We start from the raw sequence: 18,794 nt of genomic DNA, 5'->3' as shown, positions 1-18,794 counted from the left end.
TTCATCAAAAATTGTCCGTTTTTTTTCGTTTTTTAATTCATATATCTGAATTTTTCTACGACCACCGGTTGCAATTGCTTCCCTTGCAGCGCTTCTAATACTGTATCTTCCAGTAACTCCATACGAGCTACCATTGAGTTCGGTTTTTTCTCTGGCGCATCTTGACCGAATGGGACGAAGTAGATGTTTTTTGTTGCCATTAGGCGCATGAGATTTACCCCATTTAATCCTAAAGCATCATTCGTCGAAACCGCCAATACGACAGGCTTGCCATTTCTTAGCGTCGCTTTTGCTGCCATTAGTACTGGAGAATCTGTCATTGCATTTGCAAATTTACTCATAGAATTTCCTGTTAAAGGAGCGATTACCATGCAGTCTAATGGAATTTTAGGTCCAAGTGGCTCTGCTCCAACAATTGAATTAATTGCTTTAAAACCTGTTATTTCTTCAATCTTCTTAATCCACTCTGCTCCTTCTCCAAATCTAGTATTTGTTGATTGAACAGTGTATGAAACAACAGGACGTACTTCTGCTCCTTCAGCAATTAATTTTTCTAAGTGCGGCATAACTTCCTCATACGTACAATGTGAACCTGTAAATCCGAAACCAATTCGTTTCCCCTTCAAACTCATTTCTTTTCCTCCTCCTTTGCGATTGCATCTGCTGCTAATAACTGAGAAAGAACATTTGCTAAGATTTGCCCAGCCGTTTTTGGGGCAACAATACCTGGTAATCCAGGTGCTAGCAATGCTTTGACTCCTCTTTTTTCCGCATATCTAAAGTCGGTACCGCCTGGTTTAGAAGCTAAATCAATCACTAACGTATGAGCTGGCATTTTTGCAATAACATTCGCTGTTACAACGAGGTGCGGAATCGTATTAATTACAATATCGATATTTCCTACTTCTTTCTCTATGTCTTGCATATGAAAAGGAGAAAACATCATTTCTGTAATACGTGCAATATGTTCAGATCGTCTTGCTCCAACTTTGACATGGGCTCCTAATGATTGAAATGCTCTCGCAACACTCATTCCTGTTCTACCAAATCCTAGAACCATTACATTGGACCCATGAATTGTATAGTCGGTATGTTGAATTACCATCATTAATGTACCTTCTACCGTTGGAATAGAATTGTATATTGCTACATCATCACGATCAAATAATTTAACAAGTTTTCGGTTCGTAGTAGATACGAGATTTTCCAAGTAAGGTGTACCAATACCTGAATATATAGTAAAGTGTTCTGGTGTATTTTCAATTTGTTCTTTCGTTATTGAAACTTTTTCATTTGAAAAAATAGTATCTACTTCTCCTTTGGCATTTGTACCGGCAACCGGCAAAATAATTGCGTCTACAGAAGTGAAATCTAAATTTTGTATACTTTCTTTTGCTGCCCCTGTGAAACCATGATCTAACTGATCAAAACCTATCAAAGAAAGTTTCGCATCCAATTCAACTAGCTTACGAATTACTTCTAGCTGTCTTGCATCTCCTCCTATGACAGCAATATGCATCTCAGTCAACATTCCCTAATTCACCTTCTTTTTCTGTCATTTATAAGAAAAGTGCCTACTTTTTCTTTTTCCTCCACATCATATGTAATGTACGAGTTTATGGTGATTGAAAATCCAAATGCACATATGATTTATCAGGTTTCTATGTAGATACAAAAAAAGATGACCAAAATGGCCATCCTTCACTCCGAATTTGAACGATCTATACTATCACAAAGAAGCATATCGTGTCCGACTTTCTTTATTTGACTCCATGCCACCCTTACTTCTTGTGGTTCCTTTTTAAAACCTCCCCACTTCCCTACAGGTATTATAAGTGTTTGTATTTGCCCGTCTTTCTCATTAATCTCTAAATCCATATAACCTAAGACTCCCATTTTTTCCGCTTTTTCTATATCTACAACCTCTTTACCACTTAATTCACTTAATCGCATACACACTCCACTCCCCTAATGAATTTTTCATTTGCATTGTCTATAATTAGTACCTATTCTATATGTATAAAAAAAATAACCTTCTCTCATTTAAAAAGAGAGAAGGTTATTTTTTTTACATCGTAAAAATTGATTATAGTTTTATTCCTTTTGGAAGTTTTCCGTCTGGACTAATAAGTGCCGCAGAGAACTCGTCAGTAAACATATTGCGAATTAATCCGTCCACATTTTCTTTTGTTACAGTGTTTACACTTTCAATAATCTCATCAAGTGAACGATGTTTACGAAGAAGCAATTCATTTTTACCGTTACGGCTCATACGGCTATTTGTACTTTCTAAACTTAACATTAAGTTTCCTTTTAATTGCTCTTTACTATTCATAAGCTCTTTTTCTGTAATACCTGTATTTTTCAATGTCTCTAATGTTTCTTGCATTGTTTCATACAATGTATCTAATTGTTGGCTACCTGTTCCACCGTAAAGTGTTAACATGCCTGTATCTTCATAAGAAGAGTGGTAAGAAAATACTGAGTAAGCTAATCCACGTTGCTCACGTACTTCTTGGAATAAACGGCTACTCATGCTACCGCCTAAAACATTATTTAATACAATTAAGTTATAAATATCTTCGTGTCCCATTTGTAAGCCTTTATATCCTAGACATAAATGAGCTTGTTCCGTTTCTTTTTTACGGGCTACCTTATTGAAATGGAAAATTGGGCTATGTACTTGTTCACGGTTTGTTGTTCCTTCATAACTACCGAAATATTGCTCCACTGTTTGTAAAAATGCTTCATCAATATTTCCTGCGATTGATACAACTACATTTTCAGGTGTGTAATGATCTTTTATATATTGACGTAACGTATCACCTGTAAACGTATTAAGCGTTTCTTCTGTTCCTAAAATAGGATATCCAAGTGGATGCGTTTCATATGTTGCTTTCGTTAACATATCATGCACAATATCATCTGGAGCATCTTCGTACATTTTAATTTCTTCACATACGACATTCTTCTCTTTTTTCAATTCTTCTTCATCAAATGTTGAATTAAAGAACATGTCAGCTAATACATCTAAAGCATATTTAGCATGTTCATCTAGTACTTTTGCATAGTAACAAGTGTATTCTTTTGAAGTAAAAGCATTCACTTGTCCACCAATGCTATCAAATGATTCTGCAATTTCGCGTGCACTACGTGTTTCTGTCCCTTTAAAGAACATATGCTCTAAAAAGTGAGAAATCCCGTTATTTTTTTCATTTTCATTTCTTGATCCCGCATGGATCCAAATACCAATCGCAACCGATCTTACAGTTGGTATATTCTCCATAACTATTCTTACACCATTTTTACAAGTATATTTTTTAATCAAAAACTTTCCTCCTACTGCCAGTTTCTCTAAATAAGTGCTATTATTTAATGATAACAAGTTTAAGGATGAATGTCATGCAAATGTATTTAATCCACACGTTTTTCATCCAGTAATTCTGTTATATTCCCCACTTTATATCCTTGTTCCTTCAATTTTTTAATCATTGTATCTAATGCTTCTGCCGTTGACGAAGTAGGATGCATTAATACGATAGCACCTGGGTGTATTTTTCTCATTACTCTCTGCAATAGTACATCTGGCTCAGGTCGCTTCCAATCGATTGTATCGACAGTCCACATAATCGTTCCCATTTGGAAATCATCAGCGATTTTCACGACTTCATCCCGAAAACTTCCACTCGGCGGGGCAAACCATCTTACTTTTTGATTCGTTACTACTTCTATCATTCGATTTGTTTTTTGTAACTGCTCTCGTATTTCATCAGACGATAGCGTTTTCATATTAGGGTGCGTATAAGAATGATTTCCGACTTCTTGATTTGCATCGACAATCATTTTTGCAAATCGTAAATTTTCTTTCACCCAACGTCCTTCTAAAAAGAAAGTCGCCTTCACATCATGCTTTTTCAATATTTCTAATATACGAGGCAAATACTCATTTCCCCATGCCACATTTATTGTTAATCCTACCATTTTTTTATTCGGATGGCCTCTATAAATTGGAGCGGGTGATAAATCTTCTAAATGGACACTCGGTGATACTTCCTTGAATTCAAGGTGTTTTTGATCAAATTCCTTTAGCTTCTTCATATTGTTATAGGATGCTTCCATATCAACTTGTCTTCCATTATATCCTGGTGTTGCTTTCCATATTTTATCAATCATCGCATTTTGAGGTGCAATCTCATATTGTTTTGCATGCTTTTGAATTTCTTCATATAAGTTATCCTGTGCAAAAACAGAATAAGAGCCTAAGCTGACATATAAAGAAAATATACATATGTATGCCAATATACGAACTTTCATATAAACCCTCCCAATTTAACTATATAAAAAACATTTTTCTTCTTATCTTTGTTAATTTGAGCGTTATAATGAAAACTATACCTATGCTGACATAAAAATATATATAAATCATATTTTTACATAACAAAAAAGCCAGTTAAACTGGCTTTTACTTATTGCTGCTCTTGTTTGTTTTCTTCTTTAGCAGCTTCTTTTTCTTGCTCTTCTTTTAGCAATACTTTTCTAGATAGATTTACGCGACCTTGCTTGTCAATCTCGATAACTTTAACCGTAATTACATCACCGATTTTTACAACGTCTTCTACTTTACCTACACGCTCAAGTGCAAGTTCAGAAATGTGAACTAATCCATCTTTACCGCTGAATAATTCAACGAAAGCACCGAATTTCTCAACACGTTTCACTTTTCCTTCGTAGATTTCACCTACTTGTACTTCGCGAACGATATCTTCGATAATTTTCTTAGCTTTGTCGTTCATTTCTTGGTTTATTGAAGAAATGAATACTGTGCCATCTTGCTCGATGTCAATTTTAACGCCAGTTTCTTCAATAATTTTATTGATTTGTTTACCGCTCGGTCCGATAACGTCACGGATTTTATCTGGATTAATTGTCATTGTAATAATCTTTGGAGCGTACGCTGATAATTCAGTGCGTGGCTCTGGAATAACAGATAACATATGATTTAGAATGTGCACACGACCAACTTTCGCTTGTTGTAATGCCTCTTCTAAAATTTCACGAGATAGACCATCGATTTTAATGTCCATTTGTAGTGCAGTTACACCTTGTGCTGTACCTGCTACTTTAAAGTCCATATCACCTAAATGATCTTCCATACCTTGAATATCAGATAAAATTGTGTAATGCTCACCAGTTTTAACTAGACCCATTGCAATACCTGCAACTGGAGCTTTAAGTGGAACACCAGCATCCATCATTGCTAAAGTACTACCACAAATACTTGCTTGTGAAGTAGAACCATTTGATTCTAAAACTTCAGATACAAGACGTACTGTGTATGGGAAATCTTTTTCAGATGGAATTACAGGCTCAAGTGCGCGTTCTCCTAGTGCACCGTGACCGATTTCACGACGACCTGGTCCACGCATTGGTCTTGTTTCACCAACACTAAATGATGGGAAATTGTAATGGTGCATAAAGCGTTTTGATTCTTCTACGCCAAGACCATCTAAAATTTGCACATCGCCTAATGCACCTAATGTACAAATACTTAATGCTTGTGTTTGTCCACGAGTGAACAAACCAGAACCGTGTGTACGAGATAAAATACCAACCTCTGATGCTAATGGGCGGATTTCGTCACCTTTACGGCCATCTGGACGGATTTTTTCAACTGTAATAAGACGACGTACTTCTTCTTTTACAATTTTATATAAAATCTCATTTACTTGTCCTAATGTATCAGCGTCAGCTTCCTGCGCTTCGTAATGCTCAATAACACGCTTTTTCACTTCGTTAATTGCATCTTCACGTGCATGTTTCTCATGTACTTGAATTGCTGAATGCATATCTTCTTCAGCCATTTCACGTACAGCTTGGTTAAGATCAGCGTCAACTTCATAAAGTTTCACTTCTGATTTCTCTTTACCTACAGCTTGTACAATCTCTTCTTGGAATGCAATTAGACGTTTAATTTCGTCATGACCAAACATAATTGCTTCTAACATTGTTTCTTCAGGTACTTGATCTGCTCCTGCTTCAACCATGTTAATCGCATCTTTCGTACCAGCTACAACTAAGTGGATATCACTTTGTTCTTGCTGTTCTACTGTTGGGTTAATAACGAATTCGCCATTAATACGGCCAACTGTCGCACCAGCGATTGGACCTTCAAATGGAATATCTGAAATCGATAACGCTAATGAAGAACCAAGCATAGCTGCCATTTCAGAAGAACAATCTTGATCAACACTCATTACAATGCTGACAACTTGTACTTCATTACGGAAGCCATCTGCGAATAGCGGACGAATTGGACGGTCGATTAAACGACTTGCCAAAATTGCTTTTTCACTTGGACGACCTTCACGCTTAATAAAACCGCCAGGAATTTTTCCGACTGCATATAAACGCTCTTCATAGTTTACTGTAAGTGGGAAGAAATCTACATTTTTTGCTTCTTTTGATGCAGTTGCTGTAGATAGAACCGCTGTATCGCCATATCTTACTAATACTGCTCCGTTCGCTTGTTTTGCAAGCTGACCAGTTTCAACTGTTAGCTGGCGACCAGCTAAATCTATCGAGAAGACTTGCTTTTCTTGACTCATTTAAGTACCCCTCTCAATTTAAAGTATTCAATTCTTCTATGTAAATGGATAGTATATCACAATATTCTACCTCTAGTATTGCCTAAAATTAAGTAAGCTATAAAGCGTAGAAGATATATTTTTACCTAACAAAAAAGCGGGAATATTCCCGCTTCTTTGACTATCGACGTAAGCCAAGCTTTGTGATTAATTCACGGTAACGTGTGATATCGCTATTACGAAGGTAAGTTAGTAAGTTACGACGTTTACCAACCATCTTTAATAGACCACGACGTGAATGATGATCTTTCTTGTGAGTACGTAAGTGCTCGTTTAGAGTGTTAATTTGCTCCGTTAGGACAGCAATTTGAACCTCTGGAGAACCAGTATCAGTCTCATGAGTTCTAAATTGTGCAATGATTTCATTTTTACGTTCTTGTGTTAAAGCCATCCTATTTCACCTCCTATTAATTAAACCCCCAATTACCTAGCAAGCGTCGGTGAGTCGCAATGCCAAGCAATGGTTGTCATAAAGTACATAACATAGAATACTACTTTTCATTTGAAAAAGCAAGTATATTCTTTTCGCTCATAAAATATTCTTGTGCTGTTTTCTTATCTTTTGCGATTTGTTCAACTAACTCATCAATACCGTTGAATTTCTTTTCTGCTCTTATACGCATATGCCACTCTACTGTAACATTTTGATCGTATATATCTTTGTTAAATTCAAATAAGTGCACTTCAATTGATAATTGACGCTCATCTTCTTTAAAAGTCGGTTTATATCCAATATTACATACACCATCGTACCATTCATCGTGAACTTTTAATCTCACTGCATAAACACCTACAGGTGGCAATAAATACTCATCACTTAAACCTACATTAGCTGTCGGGAAACCAATTTGACGCCCACGTTTGTCGCCGTGTATAACTGTTCCCGCTACAGTATAGGCTCTACCTAAAATAGATGGAATTTGCTCCATTTCGCCATTTCGAATTAACTTTCGTAATGCTGTAGAACTTACTTTCTCTTCTTGAAATTCAACTTTTTCAATCACAGTCTGTGTAAACTCCCCTCTTGCATGAAATGGTAAAGTCTCCATCTTTCCTTTTCCTAAACGTCCATATGAATAATCAAACCCTGCTACTACATGCTTTACATTTAAACCAATAATATAATCATCTACAAATTGTTGCGGTAATAATCCTGCAAATGATTCATCAAATTTAATCACATATAATATATCGATTCCTAAGCTTTCGACTATTTTTTCTTTATCGCGCATTGGTGTAATATACTCCACATGCGCATCCTTTTTCCCTAAAACAACAGATGGATGAGGATGAAATGTCATAACTGCACTTTTATATCCTCGTTCGTCCGCTATTTTTTTCGCAGTTCGAATTACACATTGATGTCCTAAATGAATGCCATCAAAAAATCCTAATGCCATTACAGTAGGTGGTAATTCTAATTTATTTTGTTCATGTGGATGAGTTAAATGAATAAGTTTCACGCTTGAATTCACCTTTTTCTGTAATAATCCTTCCAATAATTCATTATAGCTTTAGTTCTTGATTATTCACAAGTACTTTCATCGGCTTTAACATGCCAGGATGTTTCGGATGATGTTCATAAATTGCTAAGCAACGATCATTTTTATCAAACACTGTAATAAATGGTGCTGTTATTTCTAATTCATTCTTTAAGAACATACCATTCTTTATTTTCTCTGCTTGCTTTTCATCTACAACCATTTTTGGAAACTTGCTTAATGCTTCATCGATTGAAATGAAGATAGACTCTACTGTTCCATTTTGCACGTTTTCTTCAATTTCTTCAAATGATATGCAATCTTCTAATAAAAATTCACCAGATGCCGTTCTTACAAGGTGCGACATATGTGATGGGAAACCAAGTTTCTCCCCAATCATTACAGCTAATGTTCTTACATATGTTCCTTTACTACACGTTACACGGAAACGGAATGAAATATTTTCTCCTTCAAAAACTTCACGATCATCAAGTAATACGAATTCATGAATTGTAATTGTACGAACTGGACGTTCCACCTCTTGTCCTGCTCTTGCATATTCATATAATTTTTTCCCGTTTACTTTTACAGCCGAGAACATTGGTGGCATTTGTTCAATCGTGCCTGTTAATTCCGCAAGGGCTTTCTCTACTTCCATACGAGTAATAGTACGATCTACATTTTTCGTTTCAACAACCTCACCAGAAGCGTCTTCAGTTGTCGTTGAAAACCCTAGTGTTACTTCACCTTCATATGTTTTCGTTTCACTTGTTAAAAATTGTGCAATTTTCGTTGCTCTTCCAACGCAAATTGGTAATACTCCTGTTACATCTGGATCTAATGTTCCCGTATGACCAATTCTCTTTTCTCGCAATATCTTTCTTAATTTAAATACACAATCATGTGATGTCATGCCTTTTGGCTTATGTAATAATACTACACCTTCCATATATGTTCACCTCATCATAATTCTTTCGTATTAAATATCCAAAACTTATTTTGCATTGAAAAAATGGATAGACAAATGTCTATCCATTATTCTTCACGTTTACCGTCTTTATTAATTTCATGTAAAAGTGTATCAATTCGATGACCATATCCGATAGACTCATCAAACTCAAAGGTAATTTCCGGTGTTTTACGAAGACGAATACGTTGGCCAATTTCTGAACGAATAAAGCCTTTTGCCTTCGCTAAACCTTTTAAAGTATTTTCTTTCTGTTCTTCGTCACCTAAAACAGAAATATATACTTTAGCAATTTGTAAATCACCACTCACTTGTACATCTGTTACTGTAACAAATCCAATACGTGGGTCTTTAATTTTACGACTGATAATATCGCCTAATTCTTTTTTCATTTGCTCGCCCACACGGTTCGCACGTAATTTCATAACTCTTCACCTCATTCAATACCATTCCAAATGTGTTATTGTACGTTCAATTTCAGGAAATGAATCGATGTACTCAAGTACACGATTCATTTCTTTTTCACAGATAACACGATTTGAGGATACGGAAACAATTGCAATTTCTGTACGTTGCCATACATCTTGGTGCCCAACTTCAGAAACAGCTACATTATAGCGCTGTTTCACACGAGTTAACACACGTTGTAAAATTGCACGTTTCTCTTTTAAAGAATGCACATCGTAAATCATACACTCGAATGAGAGTGAAGCGATAATCATCGCTTCACTTCTTCCATAATGTACGCTTCAATGATGTCCCCTTCTTTAAGATCATTATATCTCTCAATTGTAATACCACACTCATAGTTTTGTGCAACTTCTTTTACATCGTCTTTGAAACGTTTTAACGTATCAAGTTGTCCTTCGAAAATTACTACGCCGTCACGGATAATACGTACGCCACTATCACGCGTAATTTTACCGTCTGTTACGTAACAACCTGCGATTGTTCCAACTTTTGTTACTTTAAACGTTTGACGAACTTCTGCTTGACCGATTACTTTTTCTTCGAATTCTGGATCAAGCATACCTTGCATCGCTGCTTCAATCTCTTCGATTACTTTATAAATAATACGGTGTAAACGAATATCAACGTTCTCTAATTCAGCTGTACGCTTCGCGTTCACATCTGGACGTACGTTAAATCCAATTACAATTGCATTAGATGCAGAAGCTAAAATGATATCAGATTCTGTAATCGCACCTACACCAGTGTGAATGATTTTAACTTTTACACCTTCAACATCAATTTTACGAAGTGATGCTGCCATCGCTTCAACAGAACCTTGTACGTCTGCTTTTACGATTAAGTTAATTTCTTTTACATCGCCCTCTTGGATTTGTTGGAATAAATCTTCAAGGCTTAATTTAGATTTCTCACCACGTTGTGCAACTAACGCTTCTTGTGCACGTGATTCACCAATTTGACGAGCTTTCTTCTCATCAGCGAATGCCATGAAACGATCTCCAGCCTGTGGTACTTCGTTTAAACCAGTAATTTCAACAGGAGTTGATGGACCAGCAACTTTTACACGACGACCAATATCACTTACCATTGCACGAACACGTCCGAATGAAGTTCCAACAACGATTGGATCTCCAACTCGAAGCGTACCGTTTTGAACAAGTAATGTCGCGATAGTTCCTTTACCTTTATCAAGCTGTGCTTCGATTACTGTACCAGTTGCATAGCGGTTTGGATTTGCTTTATATTCTTCTACTTCACTTACAAGAAGGATCATTTCTAGTAAGTTGTCAATGCCTTCGCCTTGAATTGCAGAAATTGGTACGAAAATAGTATCTCCGCCCCAAGCTTCTGGAACTAATTCATATTCTGTTAGTTCTTGCATTACGCGATCAGGGTTTGCAGCTGGTTTATCCATTTTATTCACAGCAACAATAATTGGTACTCCTGCTGCCTTCGCATGGTTAATTGCTTCAACCGTTTGTGGCATAACACCGTCATCCGCTGCAACAACAAGGATTGTAATATCCGTTACTTGTGCACCACGAGCACGCATCGTTGTAAATGCTGCGTGACCAGGTGTATCTAAGAATGTAATCTTCTTATCGTTTACTTCAACTTGATATGCACCGATATGCTGAGTAATTCCACCCGCTTCGCCTGCAGTTACTTTTGAGTTACGAATAGAATCCAGTAATGTTGTTTTTCCGTGGTCAACGTGTCCCATGATTGTAACTACAGCTGGACGTTCTTTTAAGTTCTCTTCATCATCTTGCTCATCAATGAATGTTTCAAACTCAGTCTCGCTCACAATTACTTCTTCTTCTACTTCAATACCGTAGTCGTTAGCAATTAACTCAATTGTATCTTTATCCAAGTCTTGGTTAATTGTTGCCATAATTCCAAGCATGAAGAGCTTCTTAATAATTTCAGATGGCTCTTTGCTTAATTTTTTAGCAAGATCTCCTACTGTAAGGCTTCCAGAGAAAGTAATTTTATCTGGTGTTTCTACAATTTGAGTTTGTTGTCTACCAGCAAAGTTTTCTTGACGTTTGTCTTCGTTTCCTTTGCCTTTTTTCTTTTTCTTATTGCTGTTCTTTTTACTGCGAACAACTTTTTCTTCTACTTCAAACTCATCTGCAACAGAAGGTTTTTCAGTTTGATATTCATTATCTAATTTATTTACTACTTCATCGTCTAACATTGTCATATGATTCGAAACCTCGATATTCATTTCTTTTAGTTTTGTCATAAGATCTTTACTTGAGATATTATGTTTTTTTGCATATTCATGCACTCGAATTTTACTCATACCTTCACCCCCGGTAATTTGTATCGAGCATGCTACGCAGCTTTTTCGCAAAGCCTTCATCTAACACAGCTACAACGACTCGCTCATCTCTCCCAATCGCATGCCCTAATTGTTGTCGATTTTCGACCTTTCTCATTGGTACGTTGTAGTACGTAGTTTTATCTGTGATGCGTTTTGTAGTATTTACTGACGCATCTTCAGATAGCAATACAAGTTTTGCTTTGCCACTTCGTACTTCTTTTAAAACGAGTTCTTCACCCGAAATAATTTTCCGAGCCCGGTTTGCTAGTCCTAAAAACGATTTCCAATCGGACACTTATTTCGACTCCTTCTCAACAAGCTCAAGAAGCTCTTCATATAAAGAACCGTCGATTTTCGCTTTTAGATGATGTTCCAAAACATTTTTCTTTTGAGCTTGAAGAATGCTCTCCTTGTCCTTCGACAAGTAAGCACCTCGTCCTGATTTTTTTCCAGTTAAATCAATGGATACTTCTCCCTCTTTGGAACGAACAATGCGAACGAGCTCTCGTTTTGATTTCATTTCTTGCGTTGCAACACATTTTCGTAACGGAACTTTTCGATTGCTCATACTCATCACCTCTATTCGATTTCGTCTTCCACTGAATCGAATCCAAATGCGATTACGCTATCTTCTTCTGTTACAATACCAAGTTGTTTCGCATCAGACTCACTCTTAATGTCAATTTTCCAGCCTGTTAATTTAGCTGCAAGACGTGCATTTTGTCCACGCTTACCGATAGCTAATGATAGCTGGTGGTCTGGAACAACTACTGTTGTCGCTTTTTCTTCTTCATCTACAAGTACTTTAACAACTTGTGATGGGCTTAATGCATTTGCAACATATTCAACTGGATCATTTGACCAGCGAACGATGTCAATTTTTTCACCTTTTAATTCGTCTACAATGCGTTGTACACGTTGCCCTTTTGGTCCTACACAAGAACCAACTGGATCAACATCAGTGTTCTCTGCATATACAGAGATCTTAGAGCGATCGCCAGCTTCACGTGCTACAGAACGAATTTCTACAGTTCCATCATAGATTTCAGGAACTTCCATTTCGAATAAACGTTTTAAAAGACCAGGATGTGTACGTGATACGTAAATTTGTGGTCCTTTTGTCGTTTTTTCTACTTTCGTAATGAATACGCGAATACGATCATGTGGTTTGTATTGCTCATTAGGCATTTGCTCACTTACAGGTAATAAAGCTTCTACTTTTCCTAAGCTTACATAGATGAAACGAGCATCTTGACGTTGTACAATACCTACCATAATATCTTCTTCACGATCACTAAACTCAGAGTAAATAACACCGCGCTCTGCTTCACGCACTCGTTGTGTTACAACTTGTTTTGCAGTTTGTGCTGCAATACGACCAAAGTCTTTTGGTGTTACTTCAATTTCTAGTACGTCACCATCTTGGTAGTTTGGATTAATTTGTCTTGCTTCCTCTACAGAAATTTCAAGACGTGGATCAAACACATTGTCTACTACGTCTTTACGTGCTAAAACTTGAATTGTTCCCACTTCTGGGTTAAAGCTCACACGAACGTTTTGTGCTTGATTAAAATTGCGCTTATAAGCAGAGATTAAAGCTGCTTCAATCGCATCAATAATAATGTCTTTGCTAATGCCTTTTTCAGATTCTAATACGAGCAAAGCATCTAATAACTCAGTGCTCATGAAGATCCCCCTTCTAACTAAAACGTAACAGCAAGTCGCGCATTTGCGACTTTATCCATCGAAATTTGGATTTCTTTTTTACGTGTTTTAATTGTTAATAATAATGTTATTGTTGTACCATCGTAAGAAAGCAGTTTTCCTTCAAACATCTTTTCACCATCAATCGGCTCATATGTTTTAATTGCCACTTGTTTTCCTACCGCTTGCTGGAAGTCTTTTTCTTTCTTTAATGGGCGTTCCGCTCCAGGAGATGATACATCCAAAAAGTAAAGATGAGGAATTGGATCCTCTTTATCTAAAGCTTCGCTTAAACGTTCACTTACCGCACCGCATTCTTCAATGTCGACTCCCTTTTCAGAATCGATGAATACGCGTAAGAACCAGTCTTGTCCTTCTTTCACATACTCTACATCTACAAGTTCAAGATTTAACTCTTCAACGATCGGCTGCGCAAATGCTTCTACAACTTCTGTGACTTTCTTATCCATAAACAGCCTCCTTCCTGCCGCCATGTACCATTTAAAAGAAGAAGACTCCGCCAATTTAAAAACGGACTATCTTATTCTTTCTCGTTAGCTAACAAAAGCCCCTGCTGTTCAGCAGGGATTATCTGTCTTAGTATTACCAAATTTAAGAAGTAAAACTTGTAACAAAATATGTATATACGACAGAAATCTTTTACCTATCTACGTAGATAAAACATAGATAGTAACACGAAAGAGTGGGTTTCCCCACTCTTTTCTTTACACAATATACATGACATGGTTATCTCGGTTAATAGTATATCATAGGAAATGTTGATTTGCAAAGACTTTTCCTACCTACTAGAACAGTGATAACTGGTTTTGATCAGGTAAATCTCCTAAACAACCCTGACTATCTAAATACTCAATAATTGTTTTCGAAACCTTACTACGCTGCTGTAAGTCTTCTTTTGATAAGAAGTCTCCATTTTTGCGTGCTTCTACAATACTTAAAGCTGCGTTTGTACCAAGACCAGGTACCGCATTAAATGGAGGGATTAATGAGTCTCCATCAATAATAAAGTCTGTTGCATGTGAACGATACAAATCAACCTTTTGGAATGAGTATCCACGCTCACACATTTCAAGTGTCATTTCTAATACTGTTAATAAACTCTTCTCTTTCGGCGCTGCATCTAAACCTTTTTGCGCAATTTCATCAATTCTTGCACGTATAGATGCTGAACCTTTCGCCATTGCTTCTACGTCAAAGTCATCTGCTCGAACTGTAAAATATGCCGCATAGAATAGAAGCGCGAAATGTACTTTAAAGTATGCGATACGTACAGCCATAAGTACGTAAGCAGCCGCATGGGCTTTAGGGAACATATACTTGATTTTCTTACATGAATCAATATACCAACCTGGTACATTATTACTTTTCATGTCGTCTTCCCATTCTTCTGGTACACCTTTACCTTTACGTACCGACTCCATGATTTTGAAGGCTAATGATGGATCTAGACCTTGATAGATTAAATATACCATGATGTCATCACGACAACCGATAACTTCGCTCAGCGTACATGTACCGTTATAAATTAACTCGTTTGCATTACCAAGCCATACGTCCGTACCATGTGATAGTCCAGAAATTTGAACTAACTCTGAGAATGTCGTTGGTTTTGTCTCTTCTAACATCTGTCTTACGAATTTCGTACCGAATTCTGGTATACCAAGTGTACCTGTTTTACAGTTAATTTGTTCTTCCGTTACGCCTAGCGATTCTGGACCTGAGAAAATTTTCATTACTTCTGGATCATCCGTTGGGATTGTTTTCGGGTCAATACCACTTAAATCTTGTAACATACGAATAACGGTCGGATCATCGTGTCCTAGTATATCAAGTTTCAATAAATTATCATGAATCGAGTGGAAATCAAAATGCGTTGTTCTCCATTCAGCACCAATTGAATCTGCAGGATACTGTATTGGTGAGAAATCAAAGATATCCATGTAATCTGGCACAACGATAATACCACCTGGATGCTGTCCAGTTGTACGTTTTACACCGGTACATCCTGCTACTAAGCGATCAATCTCTGCATTTCGAATTGTTAAATTATGATCATTTGCATAACCTTTTACATATCCATAAGCGGTTTTTTCCGCAACTGTACCAATCGTTCCTGCACGGTATACATAGTCTTCGCCGAACAGTACTTTCGTATAGTTATGGGCACGTGGTTGATATTCCCCGGAGAAGTTCAAATCGATATCGGGTACCTTATCTCCTTTAAATCCAAGGAACGTTTCGAACGGAATGTCATGTCCATCTTTTACATATGGAATATTACAAGCAGGACATTCTTTATCCGGTAAGTCAAAACCAGAACCTACAGAACCATCATTAAAGAATTCTGATTGCTTACACTTCGGACATACATAGTGTGGTGGTAATGGGTTTACTTCTGTAATTTCCATCATCGTTGCAACAAATGATGACCCTACCGATCCACGCGAACCTACTAGATATCCATCTACTAACGATTTTTTCACAAGCTTATGTGAAATTAAATAAATTACGGCGAATCCATGCCCAATAATACTTTTTAATTCTTTTTCTAAACGTGCTTCTACAATTTCCGGTAGCTCTTCACCATAAATACTACGCGCCATTTTATAACTCATATCACGCGTTTCATCATCAGCACCTTCAATTTTCGGTGTGTATAGATCGTCTTTTACTGGATGCACATCACCAATTAATGACGCAATCTTTTGTGTATTTGTTACAACAACTTCTTTCGCTTTGTCTTCACCTAAGAATGAAAAACATTCTAACATTTCATCAGTTGTACGGAAATGTACTGGCGGTAATGAATGTCGATTTAACGGATTGGCCCCGCCCTGCGAACTGACTAAAATTTTACGATACATTGCATCCTCAGGGTCTAAATAATGCACGTTTCCTGTAGCAACAACTGGTTTATCTAACGTCTCACCTAGTTTTACTAAGTTAGAAATAATTGTTTTTAATTGACCTTCGTCTCGAACAAGTTCACGTTCTACTAAATGACGCAACACCTCTGGAGGCATTACTTCAATGTAATCATAGAACTGGGCAATTTCTTCTACCTCTTCAGGTGCCTTTTGCATCATTGCCTCGAACACTTCACCTTTATCACAAGCCGTTCCTACTAAAATTCCTTCACGGTATTTTTTTAATAGTGACCTCGGCACACGTGGTACACGGTAAAAGTAATTAAGGTGAGAATATGAAACAAGTTTATATAAATTTTTCAATCCAACATCTGATGTGGCAAGTAACGTCATATGACTTGGACGGCCACGCTTATACGCATCCCCTTGTCCCATGCTATCATTTAATTGATCGTGATATTCAAATCCCTTTTCAATTACGTCTTTCAACATTTTCACAAGTAAATATCCCGTCGCTTCTGTATCATAAATCGCACGGTGATGTTGTGTTAATTCAATATCAAGTTTTTTACACATCGTATTTAATCGATGATTTTTCATTTCTGGGAATAAGAATCGTGCAAGTTCTAACGTATCAATAACGGGGTTATTCGTTTTTTCTAGTCCAGCCTTTTTAAAACCTACGTTAATAAAGCCCATATCAAAGCTCGCGTTATGGGCAACAAGTGTATGGTCGCCCATCCATTCCTCAAACTTTTTAAACACTTCGTCCACTTCAGGTGCATCAGTTAACATATCATCTGTAATACCTGTCAATTCAATAATCGTCGCTGATAATGGTTGATGTGGATTTGCGAAAGATTCAAAGCGATCAATAATTTCGCCACCCTTTACTTTTACGGCAGCCAACTCAATGACTGTATCGTATACAGCTGATAAACCTGTCGTCTCAACGTCGAAAACAACATACGTTTCCTCTGCAAGTAAACGATGCGCTTCGTTATACGCTATCGGTACACCATCATTAACTAGATTTGCTTCTACACCATATATAACTTTAACTCCAGCCTTCTTCCCCGCAGAATACGCCTCTGGGAAAGACTGAGCCACGGCATGGTCTGTAACCGCAATAGCCTCATGTCCCCATTTACCAGCTTGAGCAACAAGCTTAGAAACTGGAGTGACAGCGTCCATTTGACTCATCGGAGTATGGAGATGCAGCTCTACTCGTTTTTCGCCTTCTGGTGCTTTATCTTTACGAGACGGTCCTGTTATTTCATTAATATCATTTGCAATCATTACTAAATCTCGAACGAATGTATCGTTTTGAACAGAACCACGCGCTTTCACCCACATTCCTTTTTTCAAGGATTGCAGCATTGGAATATCTTCTTTGTCACGCGAGAACATTTTGATCATAATAGAATCCGTATAATCCGTTATTTTTAAAGTTAATAACGTACGTCCACTACGAAGCTCTTTTGTTTCTACATGGAAGACATATCCTTGAACCGTTTTTCTTCTTTCTTCATCTTGAATTTCTCGCATCGGTGTAATCTCTTCATCTGGCTTAATAAGATACCCGAGTGTAATCGGTCCTTCATACACAACGCTGCTTTCCTCAGCTTGCTTCTTCGCCATTTCTTCCATAGCTTGTATAACACGCTCGCGGTCTTCTTGCTGCGTTTGTTCACGAAACTTTTGCATTTCTTCTGTATTTTGCTGTATATGTGTGTCTAACTGAAAACGCGGGAATCCAAAAACTTCGTATTGATCCCCTACTGGTTTCGCAACGTTTTTCTTTAAAGCAGTAGACTCCAACTCGTTATTCACATTTATTAGCAACTTCACTCCATTCACCTGCGGAAGCTGCTTCTTTAAGTATGCGAACATAGGTGAAAATGTAATTCGTTCCGTACAAAGCGGCCAATACGCCCTCACTTCTTCTTCTGTAAATTGTTTATTCTCTGTTTCTAATGCAAATGTTGTTCTTGCAATATGAGAAAATGATTGCTTAAGCTTTGTTTCTAGCAATTCATATAATTCTGTAGGCAAAATACGTGGCACTTGTAAATCAAAATGCCAACTTTTATTCGCTTTATCAATAACGAGCCTTTCAATACCACCGCCTTGTAAATATTGATTTATAAGGTCGTCTGGTATTTGCAACTGCTGGAGCAAAATTTGAAATCGCTCTTGTTGTTCATTTGTTAAAGACATAAGCACTCTCCTTCCATTTGCTATTATAAATTGAAACGTACCACAAAGAAAGATTTCTCACCTCTTCTTTTACAAAATACGTTTACAAAG

At 37.1% G+C, this 18,794-nt stretch carries 17 protein-coding genes; all 17 read right to left on the bottom strand.

The window, feature by feature from the left end:
- Window positions 1–32: 32 nt before the first annotated feature.
- The 17 genes from dpaB to ACS2QP_RS02950 all read right to left on the bottom strand — a co-directional run bounded on the left by dpaB (window position 33) and on the right by ACS2QP_RS02950 (window position 18,704).
- Window positions 33–632 (bottom strand): dipicolinate synthase subunit B, encoded by a 600-nt coding sequence (gene dpaB, locus ACS2QP_RS03030; RefSeq protein WP_000053596.1) that lies wholly within the window; start codon window positions 630–632, stop codon window positions 33–35.
- Window positions 629–1,531 (bottom strand): dipicolinic acid synthetase subunit A, encoded by a 903-nt coding sequence (gene dpaA, locus ACS2QP_RS03025; RefSeq protein WP_000954735.1) that lies wholly within the window; start codon window positions 1,529–1,531, stop codon window positions 629–631. The genes dpaB and dpaA overlap by 4 nt, the downstream gene beginning before the upstream one ends.
- A 170-nt stretch (window positions 1,532–1,701) precedes the next feature.
- Entirely contained in the window at window positions 1,702–1,953 is a 252-nt protein-coding gene (locus ACS2QP_RS03020) for a YlmC/YmxH family sporulation protein (protein ID WP_001239759.1), read from the bottom strand.
- Between the two features lie 133 nt (window positions 1,954–2,086).
- Window positions 2,087–3,328, bottom strand: a complete 1,242-nt coding sequence (locus tag ACS2QP_RS03015; RefSeq protein WP_000592996.1) for a M16 family metallopeptidase — start codon at window positions 3,326–3,328, stop codon at window positions 2,087–2,089.
- Window positions 3,329–3,414: 86 nt separating this feature from the next.
- Window positions 3,415–4,314 (bottom strand): polysaccharide deacetylase family protein, encoded by a 900-nt coding sequence (locus ACS2QP_RS03010; RefSeq protein WP_017672874.1) that lies wholly within the window; start codon window positions 4,312–4,314, stop codon window positions 3,415–3,417.
- Window positions 4,315–4,466: 152 nt separating this feature from the next.
- Window positions 4,467–6,605, bottom strand: coding sequence for a polyribonucleotide nucleotidyltransferase (gene pnp, locus ACS2QP_RS03005; protein ID WP_000076737.1), 2,139 nt, complete (start codon window positions 6,603–6,605; stop codon window positions 4,467–4,469).
- 160 nt (window positions 6,606–6,765) lie between these two features.
- On the bottom strand, window positions 6,766–7,035 hold the full coding sequence (gene rpsO, locus ACS2QP_RS03000; protein WP_001229392.1) for a 30S ribosomal protein S15: 270 nt from the start codon (window positions 7,033–7,035) through the stop codon (window positions 6,766–6,768).
- A gap of 100 nt (window positions 7,036–7,135) precedes the next feature.
- A complete protein-coding gene (gene ribF / locus ACS2QP_RS02995; protein WP_000766706.1) occupies window positions 7,136–8,107 on the bottom strand; it encodes a bifunctional riboflavin kinase/FAD synthetase in 972 nt (323 codons plus the stop codon).
- Window positions 8,108–8,150: 43 nt separating this feature from the next.
- Window positions 8,151–9,074: a tRNA pseudouridine(55) synthase TruB gene (gene truB, locus ACS2QP_RS02990; protein WP_000399350.1), complete on the bottom strand. Its 924-nt coding sequence runs from the start codon at window positions 9,072–9,074 to the stop codon at window positions 8,151–8,153.
- An 86-nt stretch (window positions 9,075–9,160) separates the two neighbouring features.
- Window positions 9,161–9,517, bottom strand: coding sequence for a 30S ribosome-binding factor RbfA (gene rbfA / locus ACS2QP_RS02985; protein ID WP_000776437.1), 357 nt, complete (start codon window positions 9,515–9,517; stop codon window positions 9,161–9,163).
- A 15-nt stretch (window positions 9,518–9,532) separates the two neighbouring features.
- Window positions 9,533–9,814, bottom strand: a complete 282-nt coding sequence (locus tag ACS2QP_RS02980; protein WP_000582363.1) for a DUF503 domain-containing protein — start codon at window positions 9,812–9,814, stop codon at window positions 9,533–9,535.
- A complete protein-coding gene (infB, locus tag ACS2QP_RS02975; RefSeq protein WP_000036343.1) occupies window positions 9,811–11,871 on the bottom strand; it encodes a translation initiation factor IF-2 in 2,061 nt (686 codons plus the stop codon). The genes ACS2QP_RS02980 and infB overlap by 4 nt, the downstream gene beginning before the upstream one ends.
- Before the next feature lie 4 nt (window positions 11,872–11,875).
- On the bottom strand, window positions 11,876–12,187 hold the full coding sequence (locus ACS2QP_RS02970) for a YlxQ family RNA-binding protein (RefSeq protein ID WP_001286523.1): 312 nt from the start codon (window positions 12,185–12,187) through the stop codon (window positions 11,876–11,878).
- Window positions 12,188–12,460 carry an RNase P modulator RnpM gene (gene rnpM, locus ACS2QP_RS02965; protein WP_000071127.1) on the bottom strand — a complete coding sequence of 91 codons (273 nt, stop codon included), beginning with the start codon at window positions 12,458–12,460 and terminating at the stop codon, window positions 12,188–12,190.
- A gap of 11 nt (window positions 12,461–12,471) precedes the next feature.
- The gene (gene nusA, locus ACS2QP_RS02960; RefSeq protein WP_000102604.1) at window positions 12,472–13,578 is read right to left on the bottom strand and encodes a transcription termination factor NusA; all 1,107 of its coding nucleotides are present in this window, start codon (window positions 13,576–13,578) and stop codon (window positions 12,472–12,474) included.
- Between the two features lie 17 nt (window positions 13,579–13,595).
- On the bottom strand, window positions 13,596–14,066 hold the full coding sequence (gene rimP, locus ACS2QP_RS02955) for a ribosome maturation factor RimP (protein ID WP_000359096.1): 471 nt from the start codon (window positions 14,064–14,066) through the stop codon (window positions 13,596–13,598).
- Between the two features lie 336 nt (window positions 14,067–14,402).
- Window positions 14,403–18,704 carry a PolC-type DNA polymerase III gene (locus ACS2QP_RS02950; protein WP_000060003.1) on the bottom strand — a complete coding sequence of 1,434 codons (4,302 nt, stop codon included), beginning with the start codon at window positions 18,702–18,704 and terminating at the stop codon, window positions 14,403–14,405.
- Window positions 18,705–18,794: the final 90 nt, after the last annotated feature.

Source organism: Bacillus cereus group sp. Bce019 (assembly GCF_051781745.1).
GTDB classification, from domain to species: domain Bacteria; phylum Bacillota; class Bacilli; order Bacillales; family Bacillaceae_G; genus Bacillus_A; species Bacillus_A cereus.
This window is presented reverse-complemented; position numbering and strand designations above follow the sequence as displayed.

What these genes read in the sequence shown, in the direction of transcription:
- dpaB (WP_000053596.1), bottom strand. Translation starts at nt 632, where the DNA reads ATGAGTTTGAAGGGGAAACGAATTGGTTTCGGATTTACAGGTTCACAT.
- dpaA (WP_000954735.1), bottom strand. Translation starts at nt 1,531, where the DNA reads ATGTTGACTGAGATGCATATTGCTGTCATAGGAGGAGATGCAAGACAG.
- ACS2QP_RS03020 (WP_001239759.1), bottom strand. Translation starts at nt 1,953, where the DNA reads ATGCGATTAAGTGAATTAAGTGGTAAAGAGGTTGTAGATATAGAAAAA.
- ACS2QP_RS03010 (WP_017672874.1), bottom strand. Translation starts at nt 4,314, where the DNA reads ATGAAAGTTCGTATATTGGCATACATATGTATATTTTCTTTATATGTC.
- pnp (WP_000076737.1), bottom strand. Translation starts at nt 6,605, where the DNA reads ATGAGTCAAGAAAAGCAAGTCTTCTCGATAGATTTAGCTGGTCGCCAG.
- rpsO (WP_001229392.1), bottom strand. Translation starts at nt 7,035, where the DNA reads ATGGCTTTAACACAAGAACGTAAAAATGAAATCATTGCACAATTTAGA.
- truB (WP_000399350.1), bottom strand. Translation starts at nt 9,074, where the DNA reads ATGGAAGGTGTAGTATTATTACATAAGCCAAAAGGCATGACATCACAT.
- rbfA (WP_000776437.1), bottom strand. Translation starts at nt 9,517, where the DNA reads ATGAAATTACGTGCGAACCGTGTGGGCGAGCAAATGAAAAAAGAATTA.
- ACS2QP_RS02980 (WP_000582363.1), bottom strand. Translation starts at nt 9,814, where the DNA reads ATGATTATCGCTTCACTCTCATTCGAGTGTATGATTTACGATGTGCAT.
- infB (WP_000036343.1), bottom strand. Translation starts at nt 11,871, where the DNA reads ATGAGTAAAATTCGAGTGCATGAATATGCAAAAAAACATAATATCTCA.
- rnpM (WP_000071127.1), bottom strand. Translation starts at nt 12,460, where the DNA reads ATGAGCAATCGAAAAGTTCCGTTACGAAAATGTGTTGCAACGCAAGAA.
- nusA (WP_000102604.1), bottom strand. Translation starts at nt 13,578, where the DNA reads ATGAGCACTGAGTTATTAGATGCTTTGCTCGTATTAGAATCTGAAAAA.
- rimP (WP_000359096.1), bottom strand. Translation starts at nt 14,066, where the DNA reads ATGGATAAGAAAGTCACAGAAGTTGTAGAAGCATTTGCGCAGCCGATC.
- ACS2QP_RS02950 (WP_000060003.1), bottom strand. Translation starts at nt 18,704, where the DNA reads ATGTCTTTAACAAATGAACAACAAGAGCGATTTCAAATTTTGCTCCAG.